The organism is Vibrio sp. V01_P9A10T6 (assembly GCF_963877065.1).
Taxonomy (GTDB): domain Bacteria; phylum Pseudomonadota; class Gammaproteobacteria; order Enterobacterales; family Vibrionaceae; genus Vibrio; species Vibrio anguillarum.
This window is the reverse complement of the sequence record NZ_CAWNTB010000184.1, coordinates 1-19,118: the sequence shown is the minus strand read 5'-3', so window position 1 is coordinate 19,118 and position 19,118 is coordinate 1. Positions and strand designations below refer to the sequence as shown.

Here is a 19,118-nt window from a genome sequence, read left to right as displayed (position 1 = left end):
GCTGAGCAGATATATTCTACGTCTTCTTCATTCATAAATAATTCGGCTAATTTAGATATTGCATCTACGTGACTATTGCTATCTGTCGCGGCCAAAGTAACCAGCATTTTTACAGGATCATTGCCATCCGAATTAAAGTTAACTCCATCTTGAATTACCGTTAGGCCAAATGCTAAACGATTAACCCCATCTTCAGGTCGAGCATGAGGCATCGCCATTCCAGGTCCAACAACATAATAAGGACCGAGCTCCCTATGTGACCGAAATATAGCTTCAACATAACTTGGATTAATGGCCTTATTTTCAATCAATGGTTGACATGCTTTGCGAATTGCATCTTGCCAGTCGTCAGCCGATTTATGCACTCGAATAACGTCTTCGGTTAATAGTTCACGTAACATTTTTTAGGTTCTTGATATGAATAGGTAGCATCAATTTATCTGTCTATCCAAATAGAAAACCAGATCGAAATCACAAATGATAGCGCTATCTTTATGTGTTGGCTTGATTTGTGATAGCGCTATCATTTATTGAAATCATAGTATTTCATGTATCGGTGCAACAATAGTTATACGGTAATATCAACACGCCCGAGTGTGTGTGTTAAAATCACATCGCTAACTTATTAATAACATGAAGATAAATATGAGCGAATCGCGAAAACGTAGAAGCACGGGAAAGGTTACCATTGCCGATGTCGCAGCTAAGGCGGGTGTTGGCACAATGACGGTATCAAGAGCATTAAGAACACCTGAGCTTGTTTCTAGCAAACTAAGAGAAAAAATAGAATTTGTTGTTGAAGAACTAGGTTATATCCCAAATAAAGCAGCTGGCGCTTTAGCATCTGGCGAAAACTATTCAATAGCATTAATCATCCCATCGCTAATTGAAAAATCTTGCGCTGTGTTTTTACCCAATTTCCAACATTCGCTTAACCGTCATGGATACCAGTTACTGCTCGGTTATAGTGATTATTCCATTGATAATGAAGAGAAACTATTAGCCACTTTCTTGGAAAGTCAACCAGCAGCTGTTGTGCTATTCGGGAGTGAGCACAGTTCAAAAAGTCATCAACTTCTTCAACGCGCTAACATTCCCGTCATTGAAATTGCTGAGTTGAATGAGTCATCAACGTATCTGAATGTCGGCGTTGATTACTACAAAGTTGGCAAACAATGTACTCAACATCTCATTGAAAATAGATATCAAAATATAGGGTTTATTGGAGCACGTAGCCACCACTCCGTTCTAAGAAATGAACTGCGGGGTTGGCAAAGCGCATTAATTGATAACTACCAAGCACCTGATCACTTTCTAACAACTCATGAAGCTCCCTCTGCACACTTAGGTAAGGAAGGAATTTCTAAATTGTTATTAAGGGACTCAACGCTTGATGCTGTGGTATGTAGCCACGAAGAAATAGCTCTGGGAGTATTATTCGAGTGTCAGCGTAGGCTGATTAAAGTTCCTACGGAAATGGCCATCATCTGTTTGGATGGATCATCTCTTTGTCAGTATGCTTTTCCAGCCATTAGTGCCGCTCATGTCAATTATGAACAGCTTGGTCTTTTGGCCGCTGAGCGCTTATTAAAACAAATCAAAGAACAAACTCTTGAACTGGAATCAACAAACGTTGGCTTCCAGTTACAAAAACGAGCTAGTACCGTTCGTCCGTGATCACCTTGTCGCAATCAACAAGGTGGCTTACAGCTGAATTTTCTTAATCATCCCAGCTTCAGCATGGCCGGGTATATTGCAGGCGAACTCAACATTGTTATCCCCATGGAAGTGCCATAACAGTTGTTTCGCTTTACCCGGTACCACGGTGACGGCACTGCCACCATCGTGTTTATGATTGCCCATTTGGCGCATCATTTCTCGGTGTTTTAGCTGCTCGGCGGCTGAACCAATCGAAAATTCGTGGTCAATTTTGCCCGTGTTCATGACAACAAATTGCACCACGTCATTCGGTTCGATGTTGACCTCTTTTTTGAAGGTGATTTTCATGTCATCCGAGAGTAAAACATGCACCACTTTATCGGGTTTTGCTCCTTTAGCAGGCATGCCGACTTCTGACATGTCATCCATCGCCATGTTCATCGTGTCTGTTTGCTTCATCGCCATGCTGCCATGATCCATTTTGCTATGATCCATTTCAGCCATGACAGAAGAAGTGAACAACGCCAGTGAAAGTGTGATTAGTGTTTTTTTCATTTTGATTTTCCTTAAATTCATCCAGTTACTATTTATTTTCCGATTGGTGCTTAGTTTTTACTTTGCCAACTGCACGCTATTTGAGTGTTGCGATTTCACGGTTTTTCCATAACTTAAATACCGCAGGTAGAACCAATAATGTGAGCAATAGTGCTGAAGCCATGCCTCCAATCATGGGTGCGGCAATGCGCTGCATTACCTCCGAACCGGTTCCCGTGCCATACATAATCGGGATCAGGCCAATAATAACTGTCAGTACCGTCATCATGACTGGGCGCACGCGCTGTCCTGCTCCTTCGCCAATAGCATTGATGAGATCTTGGCTGTCAATGACCGCACCATTTTCTTGCGCATCAATTTTTTTGTAGTGCCAAGCTTGGTTTAAATAAACGAGCATGATCACGCCAATTTCTACCGCAACACCTGAAAGTGCAATAAAGCCCACCCCCACGGCGATTGAAAAGTTGTAGCCAAGGTAGTGCATCAACCACACGCCACCCACCATCGCCAACGGCAATGTCGCCATAATGATCAACACCTCTCCGATTCGACGGAAACTGAAATAGAGTAGCAACATGATGACTGCGATCGTGATCGGTGCGACGACACTCAAGCGTGCTTTTGCTCGCTCCATGTATTCATATTGACCAGACCATACGAGAGAATATCCCGCTGGCAGCTGTAATTGCTCCGCTACCGCTTGTTGCGCCTCTGCCACATATGAACCGAGATCGCGTCCATCAATATCGACAAAGACCCAGCCGTTTGGCCGTGCGTTTTCGGTTTTGATCATCGGCGGGCCGTCTTCGTAGCGAATATCAGCCACATCGGCCAAGGCCAAACGTGCACCGTTTTGAGTCACCAAAGGTAAGTTTTGCAGCTTCACTACCGAATCACGGTAATCTTGCGGGTAACGTACATTGATCGGGTAACGCTCTAACCCCTCAATGGTTTCCCCTACATTCATGCCCCCTACTGCGGTTGAAACCACTTGTTGCACATCTTTAATGCTTAGCCCATAGCGCGCCGCTTGTAACCGATTGATGTCTATCGTTACATAACGTCCACCAGCAACACGTTCAGCATAAACCGATGCCGTGCCTTGAACGCGGTTAAGGATAGGTTCAAGTTGCGCACCGATGGTTTCAATCTGTTTGAGATCGGGACCCGCTATCTTGATACCAATCGGCGTTTTGATCCCTGTAGCTAACATATCGATGCGTGTTTTGATTGGCATCACCCACGCGTTGGTTAACCCCGGAAATTGCACTAAGCTGTCAAACTCCTTGCGTAGCAATTCTGTGGTTACGCCTTCACGCCATTGATCGCGAGGTTTAAGTTGGATCACCGTTTCAATCATGGTTAAGGGCGCGGGATCGGTTGCGGTTTCTGCACGCCCCATTTTGCCCCACACGGTTTTGACCTCTGGTACGGTTTTGATGAGTTTATTGGTTTGCTGCAATAGCTCACGCGCCTTACCAATCGAGATCCCCGGATAGGTTGTCGGCATGTACATGAGATCGCCTTCATCTAATGGCGGAATAAACTCACTGCCTAATTTGCTCATTGGGTAATAAGCGGAAGCCATTAATGCCAAAGCCAATACAATCATGCTTTTGGGATAACGCAAACTCAGGTTGAGTAGTGGACGATAAAGTGCCACAAGCCCCTTATTAACTGGATTTTTATGCTCGGAAATAATATTGCCACGCACAAAATAGCCCATAAGAACAGGGACGAGCGTGATCGCTAAACCTGCCGCAGCGGCCATGGCATAGGTTTTAGTGAACGCCAATGGCGAGAACATCTTACCTTCTTGGCCTTCGAGTGCGAAGACGGGCACAAAACTTAACGTAATGATAAGTAGTGAGAAAAATAGTGGCGCGCCGACTTCTTCAGCGGCTTTACCAATCACCTGCCAGCGATTTTTGTCGGTCAGTGGGGTGCGTTCAACGTGTTTATGCACATTTTCGATCATCACAATCGCCCCGTCGACCATAGCACCGATAGCAATGGCGATCCCCCCAAGTGACATGATGTTGGCGTTGATGCCTTGCCAGTGCATCACAATAAACGCCGACAAAATGCCCACAGGCAAACTCAAAGCAATCACTAATGATGAGCGGATATGGAATAAAAACAGCGCACACACGACCGCAACGACAATGAACTCTTCTGCTAGCTTATGCCAAAGGTTTTCAACGGCTTGATTGATCAAGGTTGAACGATCATAAGTGGCAACAATTTCGACACCTTCCGGTAAGCTGCGTTGGAGATCAGTCAATTTCGATTTGACGTCATCAATCACTTGGCTAGCATTTTCGCCAAAACGCATCACGATCACACCTCCAACCGCTTCTCCTTCACCGTTAAACTCAGAAATACCACGACGCATTTGTGGGCCAAGGTTAATATCCGCCACATCACCTAACAATAATGGCGTTCCTTTGTCGGTCACTTTCAGTGGTAGCGCTTTAATGTCATCAATGTTGGTCAGATAGCCGCTGGTGCGTACCATGTGTTCGGCTTCCGCAACCTCAATCACTGACGCTCCCGACTCCTGGTTACCATTTTGGATCGCCGCATTGATTTGTTGCAAAGTCAGGTTATAAGCGCGTAGCTTTGCCGGATCAATTTGCACTTGATACTGCTTAACCATGCCGCCAACGGTAGCCACTTCGGAGACGCCATTCACCGTTTGCAGCTCGTACTTCAAAAACCAATCTTGCAAACTGCGTAGCTGCGCAAGATCGTGTTGGCCGGTTTTATCTTGCAGTACATAACTGTAGATCCAGCCAACTCCCGTCGCATCTGGCCCCAAGGTTGGTTTGGCATTAGGTGGCAGTTTTGGTGTCACTTGGCTTAGATATTCCAATACCCGCGAGCGAGCCCAGTACATATCGGTTTGATCATTAAAGATGATGTAGACGTAGGAATCACCGAAGAATGAATAGCCACGGACCGTTTCTGCCCCCGGAACGGCAAGCATCGCCGTTGTGAGCGGGTAAGTGACCTGATCTTCCACTACCTGCGGCGCTTGGCCGGGATAGCTGGTTTTGATGATCACTTGCACATCTGAGAGATCCGGTAAAGCATCAACAGGCGTGTTCTTTACACTGTAAAGTCCGCCCAAAGTGAGAAACAGAGCCGCCACCAACACCAAAAAACGGTTATTGATCGACCAACGAATAATCGCACCAATCATTGTTGACCTCCTAACGTTTCTGCGGCGGTAATGTTCGTCTCACTACTTGCCTGCTCACTCGCTTCCAGTGCTTTTAGTACATATTCGTCACCCTGCTTTGCCACTAGAAATCGAACCCTTTGCCCTTCAGCAAATAAGCTGAGATCAAACTCCTCCTCAACCGTGAAGTTCATCTGCCCCGCTTGCCAGCTCCATTTACTTACCGGTTTATAGTTAAGTGTGAGCATTCCGAAATCAGCCATAAGCGTACTGATGTCTCCCGTTAACCAAGCTTCATTGGCAGCTTCCACTCCATTAATGCGTGATAAATCAGCACTTTGACTCGACTCTGAATCCAACAGAAAATGTGCTGACGTGACGACCGTGTCTTGCTCCGTTAACCCTTGTAAAACTTCAAGGCGCTCGCCTGCTTCGCGGCCAACTTCAACCCTTGCTGAACGGTATTTGCCATTTCCTTCAGCAAGTACGACTCGCGTCATGCCGCCCGAATGGATAACCGCAGATTTAGGAATGGTGAGCACCGCTTGTTGCGATACGGGCTGCAAAGCGATATTGGCGAACATGTTAGGCTTCAACTCGCCCTTCGGATTGAGAAATTTCAAACGCATACGCAGCGTTCGGGTTTTCGGATCCAAAATGGGATAGACGTAATCTATCTTCCCTTGCCACTCCTTGCCGGGAATAGCATCCAGTGTCATTGACGCTAAACTACCCGACGTAATCCAATGTGCTTGGCGCTCGAATACCTCAGCGTCAACCCACACTTCGTTTAAAGGGCCTGCGCTTATCACCGCTTGCGCTGGCGACAAGTATCCCCCTTCGCGAATATTCAAACTCGCAATCACCCCATCAGCAATGGCTTTGACCTCTATCGATTGAGTGGCTTTGCCTCGAGCGATAATCTGCCTGATCTGTTCACGATCAACACCCAGTGAAACCAAACGTTCGGTTGCACCTTTCAATAAACTTTCACGGCTGGCTCGATGGGCATTTAGCAGCTCCTCCTGCGCTTTAACCAATTCCGGAGAGTAGAGCGTAAATAAGACATCGCCTTTACGTACCTGCTCTCCAACCGCATTAATGTTCAGTTTTTCAACCCAACCAGCAACGCGAACGTTCGTTTGCCACAATAAACTGTCATCAAACGCAATGTAACCCACTGTATCAATACGTGGAGATAACTGCGCAAACACCACGGGTTCCGTTTTCACACCCAAGTTATTTTCGACCGCAGCACTGATGGTCACCGTGCCACTCTTCTCTTGTGCTTGCGGCGGCGATTCGGTGTACACAGGGATGAGATCCATCCCCATCGGTGACTTGCCCGGTTTATCACGTTTATAGTTTGGGTCCATCGGCGCAACCCAATACAGCGGTTCAGACATCGCATTGTTCGAGTTCATTGCCTCCATATCATGACCAGACAGGTATTGATTGTACTAAACCCCAGTAATCCACCTATCGCTAAGGAAAGTACGGCTATGTTTAATGATTTCATTGAGTTCTCCTACTTTTCTACAGGCGTAAGTGTTTCTAAAGAGGTAAGTGTTTCTACAGACGTAAGTGAAGGGGCAATAACTTGAAAATCGAACCCATTTAATAGATAAGCGAGGTTACTTTTAGTTAGATTTAAATCGGTCATTAGGCGCACTTGTTCTAATTGCAGCGCTAGTTCATCGCTGGCGGCACTGACGACATCATTAAACTGGGAGGTATTGTTTTCATAGCCTCTCTCAACCGCTTGAGTGCGGGCTTTCGCTTGCTTTAGTAAGGTGGTTTGATAGCGCGCTAAACGCTGTTCGAGGTTCGTTTTATCAACCAATAAGGCATTCACTTTGGCGTTCATCTGCGCCAATAGAACATCACGCTGTGATTTAGCCGCGACCACTTGATATTGCGCCGCAGCGTGGTTTCTATCTTGGCGGCTCCCCGTAAACAGCGGGATATCCATGGTGAGATAAGCACTAACCATATCGGCTGCGGATCCGCCTTGCATACTGCTTGCTTGGCGATAGGCGTACATCACTTCCACACCAAACTGAGGTTGATAGGCCGTTTGTGCTATTTCGACTTGCGTTTGGTTGGTGTGAATTGCCGTTTCTGCCATGCCGACCATCGGGTGAGTGACCAACAAAGCGTAGTGAGTGGTGCTGTCGTTAACCGTAGCCAATTGCGCATCTAAACGGGACCAGTTCACTGACTCTTCAGCGGCTAACATAGGCTGTTCAACCAACCAAGCGCTACCTAACCATTCGGATAATTGCGACACAATGCGTTGCTGCATTTGTTGATTGGCTTGTAATTTTTCGTCCAATTTGGAAACTTGTAACTGCGCTTGCAGCAGATCTTGCGCTTCGCTTTTACCTAATGAATAGTTCGTTTCAATAAAACCAGCCAGCTCACGCATTAAGGTTTGGTTTGCCCGCACAATACGTTCAGCGCGTTGTTGGTAGCCTAACTCTAACCATAATTGAGTCATGCTGTTTGCCACTTCCAACTCACGTAAATCAACCTGAAGCGCAACGCCACTGGCTTGTTGCTTTGCTTTTTTCGCTTGTAATGCCAAGCTTGGACCCCGTTCAAACTGCTGCATTAAGCCCACAGAAATGTTAGTCATAGGATCTTCATCAAACTTAAAACTATCAATGGGCAAACCACCAAAGCCAACTTTGATCTTAGGATCCATCAGGGTTGAACTGGCCATTCCAGTTTCTTGTATTGCTTGAGATTGAGCAAAATATTGCTTGCGGACGGCATCATTCGATAATGCAACGTCAATCAGCTGAGCTAATTGTTTTGCATGCGAATCCGGCTGAGCCATCGCGGCTTGTGAGGCTGCATTCACCATCAAGGGGAATGACAAAACGCCCACTATACTGATCGACCAAGCGATCACAGAGAGTTTAAGGTTCACAATAAAATTCCATCTTTCATGCATCGCAAAAGGTTGAGATGCAACAGAGAGTCACGAACCTAATTAAAGGCCGCACAAACACGCCATAGGCGTAATGAAAGAGAAATTAAACGATAGGGGGACGGTAAAGTGAGCGAGCTACCATCACAATGCCACGCGTTGCTTCTGCATTGATCAACAATAAAACCGCGTGAGGTGTGAAGGGTTGGTGTTCAGTGATAAAGAAAGCTAACGTGGTCATGCACATGACGCTGCAACAGGAATCAACACCTTGGTCGCTGTGATCGATACAATCGTTACTCATCGCTGATGACGTCATGTCACTTGCATCGGAATCATGGTGCGCAGCGTTCATATTTGAGCAGTGTTGCGGTGGGTTTGCATCGTCAGTCATTGAATGGGATACAGCCGAAGTCGGTGACATTGTGATCGCCATTAAAGGTGCACTAGACACTAAGCTTGAAGCAAGCAGCGTCATCATCACCAACATGGAAACCCAAATTGTATGCAGCGAAAGTTGCATATCCAATATCACTATCTGACTGAAAACTCCCACAGACTAAAGCTTACCCTAGGGGTAAGGTCAATTAATTTAAATTTCGAAAATCGATAAAAATAGCGATTAGGCTATCTTCTCAAGAGTTCGCCACTTGCAGATCGCTAAAAATATCAAAAAGTTGCTTGGATTTATAAGGTTTGGGCAAATACGCATCCATGCCCGCGTCAAAGCAGCTTTTAATATCCTCCTCCAAAACGCTGGCGGTTAAGGCGATAATGGGTAATTTTTCAACGCCTTGCTCTTTTTCCCATTCGCGGATTTTCTTAGTCGCGGTTAAGCCATCCATCACTGGCATCATGCAGTCCATTAACACCGCAGCAAAATGTCCCCCTTGGGTGATGGCATCTACCGCTTCTTGCCCATTGTTGGCCACCACATAACCAATCCCTGCTTTTTCAAGGAAGAAGCTGGCGATTTTTTGGTTCATCAAATTGTCTTCAACGATCAAAATACGCTTATGATTACACTCTAAATAATCTAACTGGCTCTCCCCGACAGGCGTTAAAACAGTTTCTGTATCGGCCACTAACGCTTTGAGGGCACGTTCAAAACGCGCCCCTAAAAAAGGCAACGTGATACTTGCCTGCGCAAGATGAATTGCGTCTTTGTTGACGAACAAGTGATGCTGCAGAACCACTATTTTTGCACTTGAAAAATGCTCACGCAGCGCAATGAGATCCGATTGCACGCTGTGGCTTAAGCTTTGGCAATATAAAATACAGACGGCACTAAGCCCACTCTTGACTGCTTGTTCAACATCACGCGCTTCATTGAGTTGAATCCCCCATTGAACGCATTCACGCCGAATAGCGGATGAGTAGTTAGACATATTGGTAATTAACAACGCCTGCGTGGCAAGAGGCTCAACTTGCGGCTGATCTTCGGCAACCTCAACGGGAACGACAAATTCAAAGCAGCTACCTAAGCCTTTAGTGGACTGTACATGAATGTCACCCAGCATCAGATCGACTAATTGACGGCAGATAGCCAACCCTAACCCAGTCCCACCAAAACGACGGGTAATACTGCTATCTTCTTGAATAAATGGATCAAAAATCGTGTTCAACATCTCTTTATCGATACCACTTCCCGTATCGGATACAGCAAAACGTATCGAGGTTATATCGCCCGTTTCTAAGGTTAAACCCGTGTTGACATAACCATCTTTGGTAAATTTCACCGCATTGGACAACAAGTTCATCAAGACCTGCTTCAGACGATATTCATCCGCGATGATAAAACGAGGTAATGCAGGGTCGAGATAAATATTAAGCTCGATATGCTGGCTCAACGCTTTCGCGTTCACCAAGTTCACCGTGTCGTATACCAATTCAGCGAGTTCAAAGCGATGCGGAGCAAGCTCCAAGTTGCCTGATTCAATTTTAGATAAATCGAGAATATCGTTAATCAAGATCAGCAACGCTTGCGAAGAGGTATCAATATCGGCCAGGATTTCACGCTCATTCCCCGTAAACTCGCTGCGTGACAATATTTCAGTCATACCGATAATGCCATTAAGAGGCGTTCGGATCTCATGCGACATATTGGCTAAGAACGCGCTTTTGGCTCGATTAGCGGCAATTGCCGCTTCCTTTGTTTCCACCAAAGCACTCTCGTACTGTTGCTGTTTCTCAATAATATGGTTGAGATTGATCGTAAAACGGGAAAACTCATCTTTGCCATCAATCGGGATCTGTTCAATGCCGTTCTGCTTTTCACGCAATCGACTCATGGTATTGATGATCCGCTTGAGCTTTGACGAGATGCGAGATGAGGTACTTGCTCCTAGCACAAACAGCAGCGCCAACACGGCCAACAGCGATGCCGATATACTTAACATACTCATTTTTTCTTGCTGGAGACGCACATTCAGTTGAGCCGATAAGTGTTGGTTGACACTTTGCACCAGTTTATCTATCGCCAAGTAACGCTCTTCCACATTTTTGACATAAGAAGCTAATGCTTGAGGATCGGCTTCATTACTAACGATTTTTTCGCGAATCAAAGCGGCTTGGCGAAATTCAGGTTGCGTAAACAACTGCACCAGTTGTTCGAGTTGAGCGCCGTTATCAATGATACGTTCGAAGTATTGTTGCTGGCGCTCAACAGCTTGAAAGTATTCTGTTTGTCGAGATTGAAATACCCCTTTATCCATGGTTAATTCTTTGATTAACCACGCCTCTTTTTGCACCCAAAATGCAAACCAATGCAGGTCGCTATACACCAGATCCAAGGTATGGATATCAACAGGCGCAAGAAAACTGTTGGTTTTTTGCAGATCGGCCATCACTTCATACAAAAGATTAAATACTTGGCGGCCTAATTCTAGGGTCTCGCTTTGTGAGGCTGACGGCAACTCATCCAACAAATAGTGAAGGTCAAGCACACGGTTTTCTATCAATGTACGGTTACTTTTACTCCCAAAATGACTATTTGTATCCAGCACAATTTTATCCAGCGATTCAGCTAGCTCCTGCTTGAGCTGCGGCCGAGAGTCCTCGCTATTTTCGCTGCGCAACTGCACACTGAGCAAGGTATAAAAAAGGGCTGAACTGGTGGTGACCTGATTGATTGCTCCAATCTTTTGGTTCAACACATGGTATGTGTCTAAACGGCTTTCAAATGGGAGGAATAGACGCCATGCCACAGCCAGAATAACCAGTGTTGGAATGAGGCAGAGTAAGAACAAGCGTGCCTTAATTGAGAAGTGGGTAAGTATTACCATTGTTATCATCCTTGGAAGTAATACATCCTAGCCAATGGTTAAAATAGTAGACGTTATTTTATGCGTCTGCGCTCTTATTAAGATAAAACCAGCGCGGTAACTAAAGCGTTGCGCGTCACGATTCATCCAATAAGCGTAATGGTGAATTAACCGAAAACTCACCATATTTTAAGATAACAATTTGAATCTAATCTCATTTTTATGAAAAAGAAAAAACCTCAAGCATCAAATATTTGAAGCAGACCATTATCATCACAAAATAAGTCGCGACTTTAGAATTTGTCAATATCTCTAACCACCGCCAAAAACCACTCAATACGCTGATTTTTACCTAGTTTTCAGTAAAAAATGTCGCCATTATTTTTGCTAGCAGAATAACCATTCCACATTTACAATCCGGCCACATAAAAACAACAATAAACATCGACTTGTATCTCAGCACAGATGACCGTGCAAGATACGCGTTCACCAGCCCTACACTGTGAACATTACTGCTTAACATAACGTGAAAGGTCCCAAGTCAATATGAGCCCAGAGAAACATCTCTCAGACTGGCAAGCCAGCCAAACGATTGCTGAATCCATGTCCCCCCTCATCGGCCAGCTTTATCGCCAACAAGGTGTTGAAGTGGTTTTGTTTGGAAAAACACTCATCAACGCCACCACCATTGATATCATCAAAGCACATCGCGTTGTCCGTCGCTACACGGGCGAGGCGCTTTCAACCCAGCAAACGATGTCGATTTTACAAAAGTTGACCACGCTTGCTCTGTCGCCATGTCGTGTCGACATTGGCCAACTTGCTCATCAATTTTGGCAACAACATGATGATGAACATGGCCTTGAGGATTACCTGCTAACGGCGCTTAATGGTGCGTTGAATGGTGAAACACTCAGTGAGCCTAAGGATGTGGTGCTGTACGGTTTTGGTCGTATTGGTCGCTTGCTGACTCGTCTTTTGATAGAAAAAAGTGGCCCGGGCTATCCACTGCGCTTGCGAGCGATTGTCGTTCGTGGGGGTAAAGCAGGAGATTTAGAAAAACGGGCAAGCTTGCTACGCCGTGACTCAGTTCATGGCCAGTTTAACGGCAGCATCATCATCGATGAGGCTCGCAAGGCCATTATTGCCAACGGCAATTATATCCAAATCATCTACGCCAATAAGCCACAAGAGGTTGATTATTCACACTATGGTATTCATAACGCGTTAGTGGTCGACAATACTGGTGTTTGGCGTGATAGCGAAGGGCTTAGTCAACACTTGAACTGTCAAGGGGCAAGCAAGGTGCTGCTGACAGCACCCGGCAAAGGTGAGATTAAAAATATCGTGTTCGGCGTAAACCACGCTGATATTCAGCCCGAAGACACCATTATCTCAGCCGCCAGTTGCACCACCAACGCCATAACGCCGGTACTGAAAGCAATTCATGATCAATATGGCGTACTTTCTGGCCATATCGAAACGGTGCACTCTTTTACCAATGACCAAAACCTTATCGACAATTTCCATTCAGGTGAACGACGTGGCCGCAGCGCATCGCTTAACATGGTGTTAACCTCAACGGGTGCTGCCAAGGCAGTTGCCAAAGCGTTACCTGAACTCGCTGGTAAGTTAACCGGTAATGCAATTCGTGTCCCCACGCCAAACGTGTCGATGGCCGTGGCTAACCTCAACTTAGCCAATGCAGTGAATAAGCAAGATCTCAACGCATATCTACGTGAAATGGCGCTTAACTCGCCACTTTCAGCACAAATTGATTACACCGACTCAACAGAAATTGTCTCCAGTGATTTGGTTGGCTCTCGCCATGCTGGTGTGGTTGATGGCGCAGCGACGATCGCTCAAGACAACCGCTGCGTGCTCTACATTTGGTATGACAATGAATTTGGCTACAGCGGCCAAGTTGTACATTGTATGGAGCAGATGATGGGCGTTCGTTACCGAACTTTCCCAACTACCGCCCAGTAAACGGCTTAATATTGTTTTTATCTCCACAACATAATAATAGTGAGTGTTTATCTCACCTCCCCCTGCTTGCCGCCTTTTGATATAAGGCGGCTTTTTTATGAAGTGATCAGTTCAATGAGATTTCAACGTCCGAAACTAATGTGCTTGAACACGCTAAGGCATAGCCTTGTTCAATCTCTTGTGCGCTTAATGTTTCGGTGCTCAAACGCTCGACTATACCCACCTTCACTTTGCATTTGCACGATCCGCATATCCCACTTCGGCAAGCCGCAATCACTGGTACATTACCTTTCTCTAACGCATCGAGCAGTAAACTGCCCTTTTTCACGGTCACGGATGATGCAAACGCTGGCGTGCTGACTGTCACCTCCTGAGGCTCAATCTCGTCTTGATCTGAGCTCTCTTGTTTGTGGCGGCTCACTTCGCTTTCATACACTGATGGCGTAAAACTCTCTTCAAAGAAGTGTGCCATATCAAAATTCAGCCGTTGTAGGTAGCTTTTAACATCTTGCATAAAACCAACGGGACCGCACAGATACACACTGCGCTCGGCAATATCAGGGCACAATCGGACTAACCAAGCCTGAGTCAACCGCCCTTGTTGATGCGAGCTGCCCGTCGCCTCTTTGAGCAGAAGTTTTAAATGAAACTGCGGATAACATTGTGCCAGTTGTTGCAGCTCTGCGTAATAAATGGTGTCGGAAACACTTTTGGCGACATGAATAAAATCGATCTCAATGTCGCCTTGTCGCAGCCATTGTTGCGCCATAGCCATCACAGGGGTAACACCACAACCCGCACTGATCAGTGTCACTTTTCGTTTCGGCGCGCAATCCACACTGTTAAATGCACCCTGCGGTTGTAGCACCGAGACCGTATCACCAACACTCAATGCATCGACAATATGGTTTGAAACCTTTCCGCCTACTACTCGTTTAACCGTAAAGCGCAGAAAGTTTTGCTGTGGCATTGAACTGATGGAGTAAGCACGAAACACCACGCCTTCTGGTAATTCAAAGCCTAAAGTTGCAAATTGACCCGGTTTAAAATGAAAGGCGCTCTCTTCTTTCGAGGCCAGTTCAAAACTGACGCTTTCCTCGGTTTCTGCCCATTTTTGGCGGCAAGTTAATTCAAGCACATCTTGGTAAGCCCAAGCTGACATACCCATCCCTCATACAATACTTTTTTCAAATCATGCTTTATTCAAACATCTTAAGCGGCATTAGGCTCTGAATACGCAGAGCCTAATGCTGACGATTACGCAGCCAAAATCGTTTTTAAATCATTCTCAGCAGTAGTAATTCCTCGTAGATCGAACTCTTGTTGCAAAATATTCATCAAGTTTTCGGTGAGGAATGCTGGTGCGGTTGGGCCGGTATAAATTCCTTTCACACCTAACGCGAGTAGCGTCAGTAGAATAACAATCGCCTTTTGTTCAAACCAAGAAAGAACCAATGTCAGTGGGAGATCATTCACACCGCAATCAAACTCACTGGCCAGTGCGAGTGCCAGTTGAATCGCTGAATACGCATCGTTACATTGACCAACATCTAATAGACGCGGTATGCCATTGATGTCACCAAATTGATTTTTATTGAAGCGGAATTTGCCACACGCCAACGTTAAAATGAGGCTATCTTCCGGCGCTTGCGCCGTGAAATCAGTGTAGTAACTGCGTTCAGATTTATCACCATCACAACCTCCTACAAGGAAGAAGTGTTTGATGTGGCCCTGTTTGACTTGTTCAATCACGGCTGGCGCGGCCGCCATTAATGCATTACGACCAAAACCAACCGTAATATGTTGCTCTATTTCATCGTGTTTAAAACCGGGCTGGGCTAACGCGCACTCGATCACTTCACTGAAATCGTCACCTTCAACGTGTGCCACACCCGGCCAGCCGACAATACTGCGGGTAAATAGGCGGTCCGCATACTGCCCTACATTCGGGTTGAGCAAGCAGTTTGATGTCATCACGATTGCACCGGGGAAGTTAGCAAACTCTTTTTGCTGATTTTGCCAAGCGCTACCATAGTTGCCCACAAGATGCGGATATTTCTTTAGCTGCGGGTAAGCGTGAGCAGGCAACATCTCACCATTGGTATAGACATTAATGCCTTTACCCTGAGTCTGTTGCAGAATTTTTTCCAGATCATGCAAGTCATGGCCTGAAACCAAGATGCACTTACCCGCCACCGTTTTCACATTGACGCTCGTAGGTTCAGGGTGGCCAAAGGTTTCGGTTTCACCCGTATCTAACATCTCCATAATGCGGTAATTGACCATACCAATTTGCATTGCCGTATCGAGTAACGCTTGCAGGTCAGTTGGATCAGTGCCAAGCCAAGCCATAATTTGGTGGTATTCAGCGTACACGGCTTGATCACTTTGGCCTAAAACGCGAGCATGTTCTAAGTAAGCCGCCGCACCCTTTAACCCATATAAGCAAAGTAAACGCAAACCAATCACATCTTCATGTAGGCTTTCACGCCCACGGTTAACGGCCGCTATCGGTGCAAAGGCCAACAGAGCCTCTTTGGTCTGTGGTAATTCAAATTTGGCAGCAGCAGAGAGCTCAGGCAATTCAAATCCGACTAATACCGCAGCCGCTCTCACGTTCTCTTCCAAACGTTGACGGTACTGCGTGGAATCTTGAACGAGTTCAAGGATACGTTCAGGATCAAAATTGACATTGGTTAACGTGGCAAAGAAGGCTCTGGGAGCCCATTGGTCAATTTCTTGATCGATCACACCACACGCTCGACCTAAATTGGCCCAAAAAGAGACGCCCTGTAATGAATACACTAGTACATCTTGTAAGTCTGAAACTTCAGCCGTTTTACCGCACATGCCTTGAGAGTAGGCACAACCTTTTGCCACAGGGGTTTGAATGGTTTGTTCACATTGAATACAGAACATTATTTTAGCTCCAGTTATTTGAGGCGTGTCGATCACGCTTATTATCCGAAGCCTTTAGGGCATAATACATGCCAACATATAACCATTTGTTTTTAAAGAATATAAACTAAAACCATACTGTAAGTATGTCAATTGGACTGCCAAAAACAACAAACAAAGACACTGCAATGTCAAAATGACTCAATTTAAACTGTCTGCCAGCGTCCCAATATTGTTGGGGAACGAACGTCGTCCATGCAGATCCAAAAAATTGGGGGCGCAACATTCATGTTGGATTCATCTTAGCTGCGTTAACCTAGCTTCAATTCAGAAAGAGGTACAGGCTATGAATAGATTTATTGTGACTACATTTGCGCTGGTTGTAGGGTTTTTCGCGTTGATGCTGAGTTTACTGCTCGCCATCCCTCTCGCTATCGCCGCAATCATCACTGGCAAACGTATAGAAAAGCAGCTCAAGCGCCACACTTTTACCCATCAAAATGGCCATGTTATTGAGGGTGAATACGAAGAGAAATCTCAAGCGCATTATCGCTAAACAACGCTCTTCGCGCTCTTCGTTGGCACGGCGAAACTGATTAGAAGCGGGAGGGATTTCCTCCCGTTTTTTGGTATTAGCTAGATAGTCATGACGACACGGATTGCAAGCGCAATCAGTACCACGCCCGACAAGCGGTCAATCAACACGGCTCGCGCGCGCAGTTTATCGAGTAATAGCGGGCTAGAAAGGATCAAGGTGATGAATGTATACCAAAGCCCATCCACTAAAAATGGCGTTAATACAATGATGGCTTTGCTGCTCAATTCATTGCCGATCGCGACAAATTGACTGAATAACGCGATAAAAAATAGCGCGATTTTAGGACTAAGCAGAGAAATCAGGAACCCCTCTTTAGCCGACTGCCACACACTGACCGTCTCACCAGATTCTAATTTAGCCGCAACGCCCCCTTTGGAACGTAATGCATTGATACCCAAATAAGCCAAATACAACGCACCTGTATAGCCCACTGTTTTAAACAGCAAGAGCGATTGATGCAGCACAACCGCTAGGCCAATCAAGGTAATGAAAGCATAGACACCAATACCAAATGCGTGCGCCCACGCCGTTGCAAACCCATTTTTACGCCCACCAGCGAGGCTGTGTTTGGCCACCATCGCCAGGCTTGGCCCTGGCGACATCGCGCCTAAAATACAAATGGTAAATAGTGATAACCAAACGGTGAATGTCATGGATTTCTCGCTGTTGTTTCGGTGATTTAAGGTAATGACGATAACGAAATGACTCGCATAACGCTACCTGAATGTGGCGCTACCCAAACGGCCTGACGTTGCAGGTGAACCGTTGCACCCAATGGGCGTAGGCAAGCTGAGATAGATGCATCTTGTTTCGCTTCAGCGTATGCTAACCGCCAGAACGATATTTGGGAATGGAAGCCGTGAATAAGTTAAAACAAGAGATCACATTGCTGTCTGGTATTGGACAGCTTTCCACCACTTTAATGGGAACTGGGCTATTTATGATCCCAGCGATTGCTGCTGGTATTGCAGATGATCTCTCACTGTGGGCATGGCTACTGCTGTTTGTGGCGATTTGCCCGATTGCACTGACGTTTGCCGCTCTGGGTAAGCGTTACCCTAACGCCGGCGGAACAGCCTACTTTGTCCGCCAAGCTTTTAACGCTAAGTTGGAACGCTCGGTTGCTTGGCTTTTTGTCAGCGTGATCCCTGTTGGCGTTCCAGCCGCTGTCGCATTGGCGGCAGGCTTTGCTCAACAACTCCTCCCTACGCCACTGAACTCTGCGATGATGGCGCAAGTATTAATCGTACTGTTACTGATTGCGGTCAATTTGGCAGGCACCAAATCTTCCGGGCAGTTACAAACCGTTATTGCGCTGTGCATTTTCGTATTAGTCGGCGCTTTTTTCTGGATAGGCGATGTCGGTGCTGCAGATTTAACCATGCCCGCACTCAGCACAGACAGTATTTGGCCAATTGGCGCCGCACTCGGAGTGATGTTCTGGTGTTTTGTTGGCATTGAAGCGTTCGCCCATATGGGAGAAGAGTTTAAAAACCCACAGCGCGATTTTCCGATCGCGATCATTGTCGGCTGCTTTGTGGCTGGAATCACCTATTGGGCATGCTCGGTAGTCATCCTTAAATTTGGGGCGTATGGTAGCGCAGAATTTGATAGCACCTCCATTCCTTGGCTGAGCGAACAGATTTTTGGTAGCAGTTTGGCGACGGTGATAAGCCTTATCGGCTTTTTTGCGTGCTTTGCCAGCATCAATTTATACACTCAAAGCTTATCTCGCATGGTGTGGGCACAAGCAAGGCAATATCGACCAGAAAGTGCCATCGCCAGAATTTCAATCCGCGGCGTTCCAGCCAATGCGACCATAGCCGTTGGGGTTGTATTAATGGCTTCTTGCCTGCTTGGTGAATGGTCTGGTCTCGATTTGGAATTTTTCCTAAAACTTGCAAATGGGATCTTTGTCTTGGTTTACCTGTTAGCGATGTTCGCCGCTTATAAATTGCTCAATGGCATCAACAAACTGCTGGCGGCGATTTCGTTGCTCCTCTGCACCGCAGTATTCATCTGCTTAGGCTGGTCAAT

The 19,118-nt window shown here is 46.1% G+C and carries 13 protein-coding genes and 1 pseudogene; 4 read left to right on the top strand and 10 right to left on the bottom strand.

What is annotated here, in order from left to right; all coding sequences use genetic code 11:
- Window positions 1-401 (bottom strand): PTS sugar transporter subunit IIA (locus AACQ21_RS13960; protein ID WP_105976501.1); only part of this gene is annotated, 401 nt, incomplete at its 3' end.
- Window positions 402-645: 244 nt separating this feature from the next.
- Here AACQ21_RS13960 and AACQ21_RS13955 point away from each other — a divergent pair.
- The gene (locus AACQ21_RS13955) at window positions 646-1,677 is read left to right on the top strand and encodes a LacI family DNA-binding transcriptional regulator (protein ID WP_017048181.1); all 1,032 of its coding nucleotides are present in this window, start codon (window positions 646-648) and stop codon (window positions 1,675-1,677) included.
- Window positions 1,678-1,704: 27 nt separating this feature from the next.
- On the opposite strand, the gene copI is transcribed toward AACQ21_RS13955, so the two are convergent.
- From copI to AACQ21_RS13925, 6 genes and pseudogenes are all read right to left on the bottom strand, one after another.
- Window positions 1,705-2,214 (bottom strand): copper-resistant cuproprotein CopI, encoded by a 510-nt coding sequence (gene copI, locus AACQ21_RS13950; protein ID WP_181185526.1) that lies wholly within the window; start codon window positions 2,212-2,214, stop codon window positions 1,705-1,707.
- 76 nt (window positions 2,215-2,290) lie between these two features.
- Window positions 2,291-5,419, bottom strand: a complete 3,129-nt coding sequence (locus AACQ21_RS13945) for an efflux RND transporter permease subunit (RefSeq protein WP_105976499.1) — start codon at window positions 5,417-5,419, stop codon at window positions 2,291-2,293.
- Window positions 5,416-6,917: pseudogene (locus AACQ21_RS13940) on the bottom strand (efflux RND transporter periplasmic adaptor subunit). Before AACQ21_RS13940 ends, AACQ21_RS13945 begins: the two are co-directional and overlap by 4 nt.
- A 9-nt stretch (window positions 6,918-6,926) precedes the next feature.
- On the bottom strand, window positions 6,927-8,357 hold the full coding sequence (locus tag AACQ21_RS13935) for a TolC family protein (protein ID WP_105976498.1): 1,431 nt from the start codon (window positions 8,355-8,357) through the stop codon (window positions 6,927-6,929).
- An 82-nt stretch (window positions 8,358-8,439) separates the two neighbouring features.
- Window positions 8,440-8,856, bottom strand: a complete 417-nt coding sequence (locus tag AACQ21_RS13930; protein WP_105976497.1) for a hypothetical protein — start codon at window positions 8,854-8,856, stop codon at window positions 8,440-8,442.
- Between the two features lie 112 nt (window positions 8,857-8,968).
- A complete protein-coding gene (locus AACQ21_RS13925; protein WP_105976496.1) occupies window positions 8,969-11,626 on the bottom strand; it encodes an ATP-binding protein in 2,658 nt (885 codons plus the stop codon).
- A 516-nt stretch (window positions 11,627-12,142) separates the two neighbouring features.
- On the opposite strand from AACQ21_RS13925, the gene AACQ21_RS13920 reads away from it, so the two are divergent.
- A complete protein-coding gene (locus AACQ21_RS13920) occupies window positions 12,143-13,585 on the top strand; it encodes a glyceraldehyde-3-phosphate dehydrogenase (RefSeq protein ID WP_105976495.1) in 1,443 nt (480 codons plus the stop codon).
- A gap of 106 nt (window positions 13,586-13,691) precedes the next feature.
- On the opposite strand, the gene AACQ21_RS13915 is transcribed toward AACQ21_RS13920, so the two are convergent.
- Window positions 13,692-14,747, bottom strand: a complete 1,056-nt coding sequence (locus AACQ21_RS13915) for a hybrid-cluster NAD(P)-dependent oxidoreductase (RefSeq protein WP_105976494.1) — start codon at window positions 14,745-14,747, stop codon at window positions 13,692-13,694.
- Between the two features lie 95 nt (window positions 14,748-14,842).
- The gene (gene hcp, locus AACQ21_RS13910; protein WP_105976493.1) at window positions 14,843-16,504 is read right to left on the bottom strand and encodes a hydroxylamine reductase; all 1,662 of its coding nucleotides are present in this window, start codon (window positions 16,502-16,504) and stop codon (window positions 14,843-14,845) included.
- A 325-nt stretch (window positions 16,505-16,829) separates the two neighbouring features.
- Between hcp and AACQ21_RS13905 the strand changes: the two genes are divergently transcribed.
- The gene (locus tag AACQ21_RS13905; protein WP_105976492.1) at window positions 16,830-17,039 is read left to right on the top strand and encodes a hypothetical protein; all 210 of its coding nucleotides are present in this window, start codon (window positions 16,830-16,832) and stop codon (window positions 17,037-17,039) included.
- Between the two features lie 80 nt (window positions 17,040-17,119).
- Here AACQ21_RS13905 and AACQ21_RS13900 read toward each other — a convergent pair whose 3' ends face one another.
- The gene (locus tag AACQ21_RS13900; RefSeq protein ID WP_105976491.1) at window positions 17,120-17,734 is read right to left on the bottom strand and encodes a LysE family translocator; all 615 of its coding nucleotides are present in this window, start codon (window positions 17,732-17,734) and stop codon (window positions 17,120-17,122) included.
- A 197-nt stretch (window positions 17,735-17,931) separates the two neighbouring features.
- On the opposite strand from AACQ21_RS13900, the gene yjeH reads away from it, so the two are divergent.
- Window positions 17,932-19,118: L-methionine/branched-chain amino acid transporter (yjeH, locus tag AACQ21_RS13895; RefSeq protein WP_374956399.1), on the top strand; the 1,187-nt coding region annotated here is incomplete at its 3' end.

Bases quoted from the DNA above. Each gene is read 5' to 3' on its own strand.
- AACQ21_RS13945 (WP_105976499.1), bottom strand. From the start codon at position 5,419: ATGATTGGTGCGATTATTCGTTGGTCGATCAATAACCGTTTTTTGGTG.
- copI (WP_181185526.1), bottom strand. From the start codon at position 2,214: ATGAAAAAAACACTAATCACACTTTCACTGGCGTTGTTCACTTCTTCT.
- AACQ21_RS13930 (WP_105976497.1), bottom strand. From the start codon at position 8,856: ATGCAACTTTCGCTGCATACAATTTGGGTTTCCATGTTGGTGATGATG.
- hcp (WP_105976493.1), bottom strand. From the start codon at position 16,504: ATGTTCTGTATTCAATGTGAACAAACCATTCAAACCCCTGTGGCAAAA.
- AACQ21_RS13915 (WP_105976494.1), bottom strand. From the start codon at position 14,747: ATGTCAGCTTGGGCTTACCAAGATGTGCTTGAATTAACTTGCCGCCAA.
- AACQ21_RS13935 (WP_105976498.1), bottom strand. From the start codon at position 8,357: ATGCATGAAAGATGGAATTTTATTGTGAACCTTAAACTCTCTGTGATC.
- AACQ21_RS13905 (WP_105976492.1), top strand. From the start codon at position 16,830: ATGAATAGATTTATTGTGACTACATTTGCGCTGGTTGTAGGGTTTTTC.
- AACQ21_RS13925 (WP_105976496.1), bottom strand. From the start codon at position 11,626: ATGATAACAATGGTAATACTTACCCACTTCTCAATTAAGGCACGCTTG.
- AACQ21_RS13920 (WP_105976495.1), top strand. From the start codon at position 12,143: ATGAGCCCAGAGAAACATCTCTCAGACTGGCAAGCCAGCCAAACGATT.
- AACQ21_RS13955 (WP_017048181.1), top strand. From the start codon at position 646: ATGAGCGAATCGCGAAAACGTAGAAGCACGGGAAAGGTTACCATTGCC.
- AACQ21_RS13900 (WP_105976491.1), bottom strand. From the start codon at position 17,734: ATGACATTCACCGTTTGGTTATCACTATTTACCATTTGTATTTTAGGC.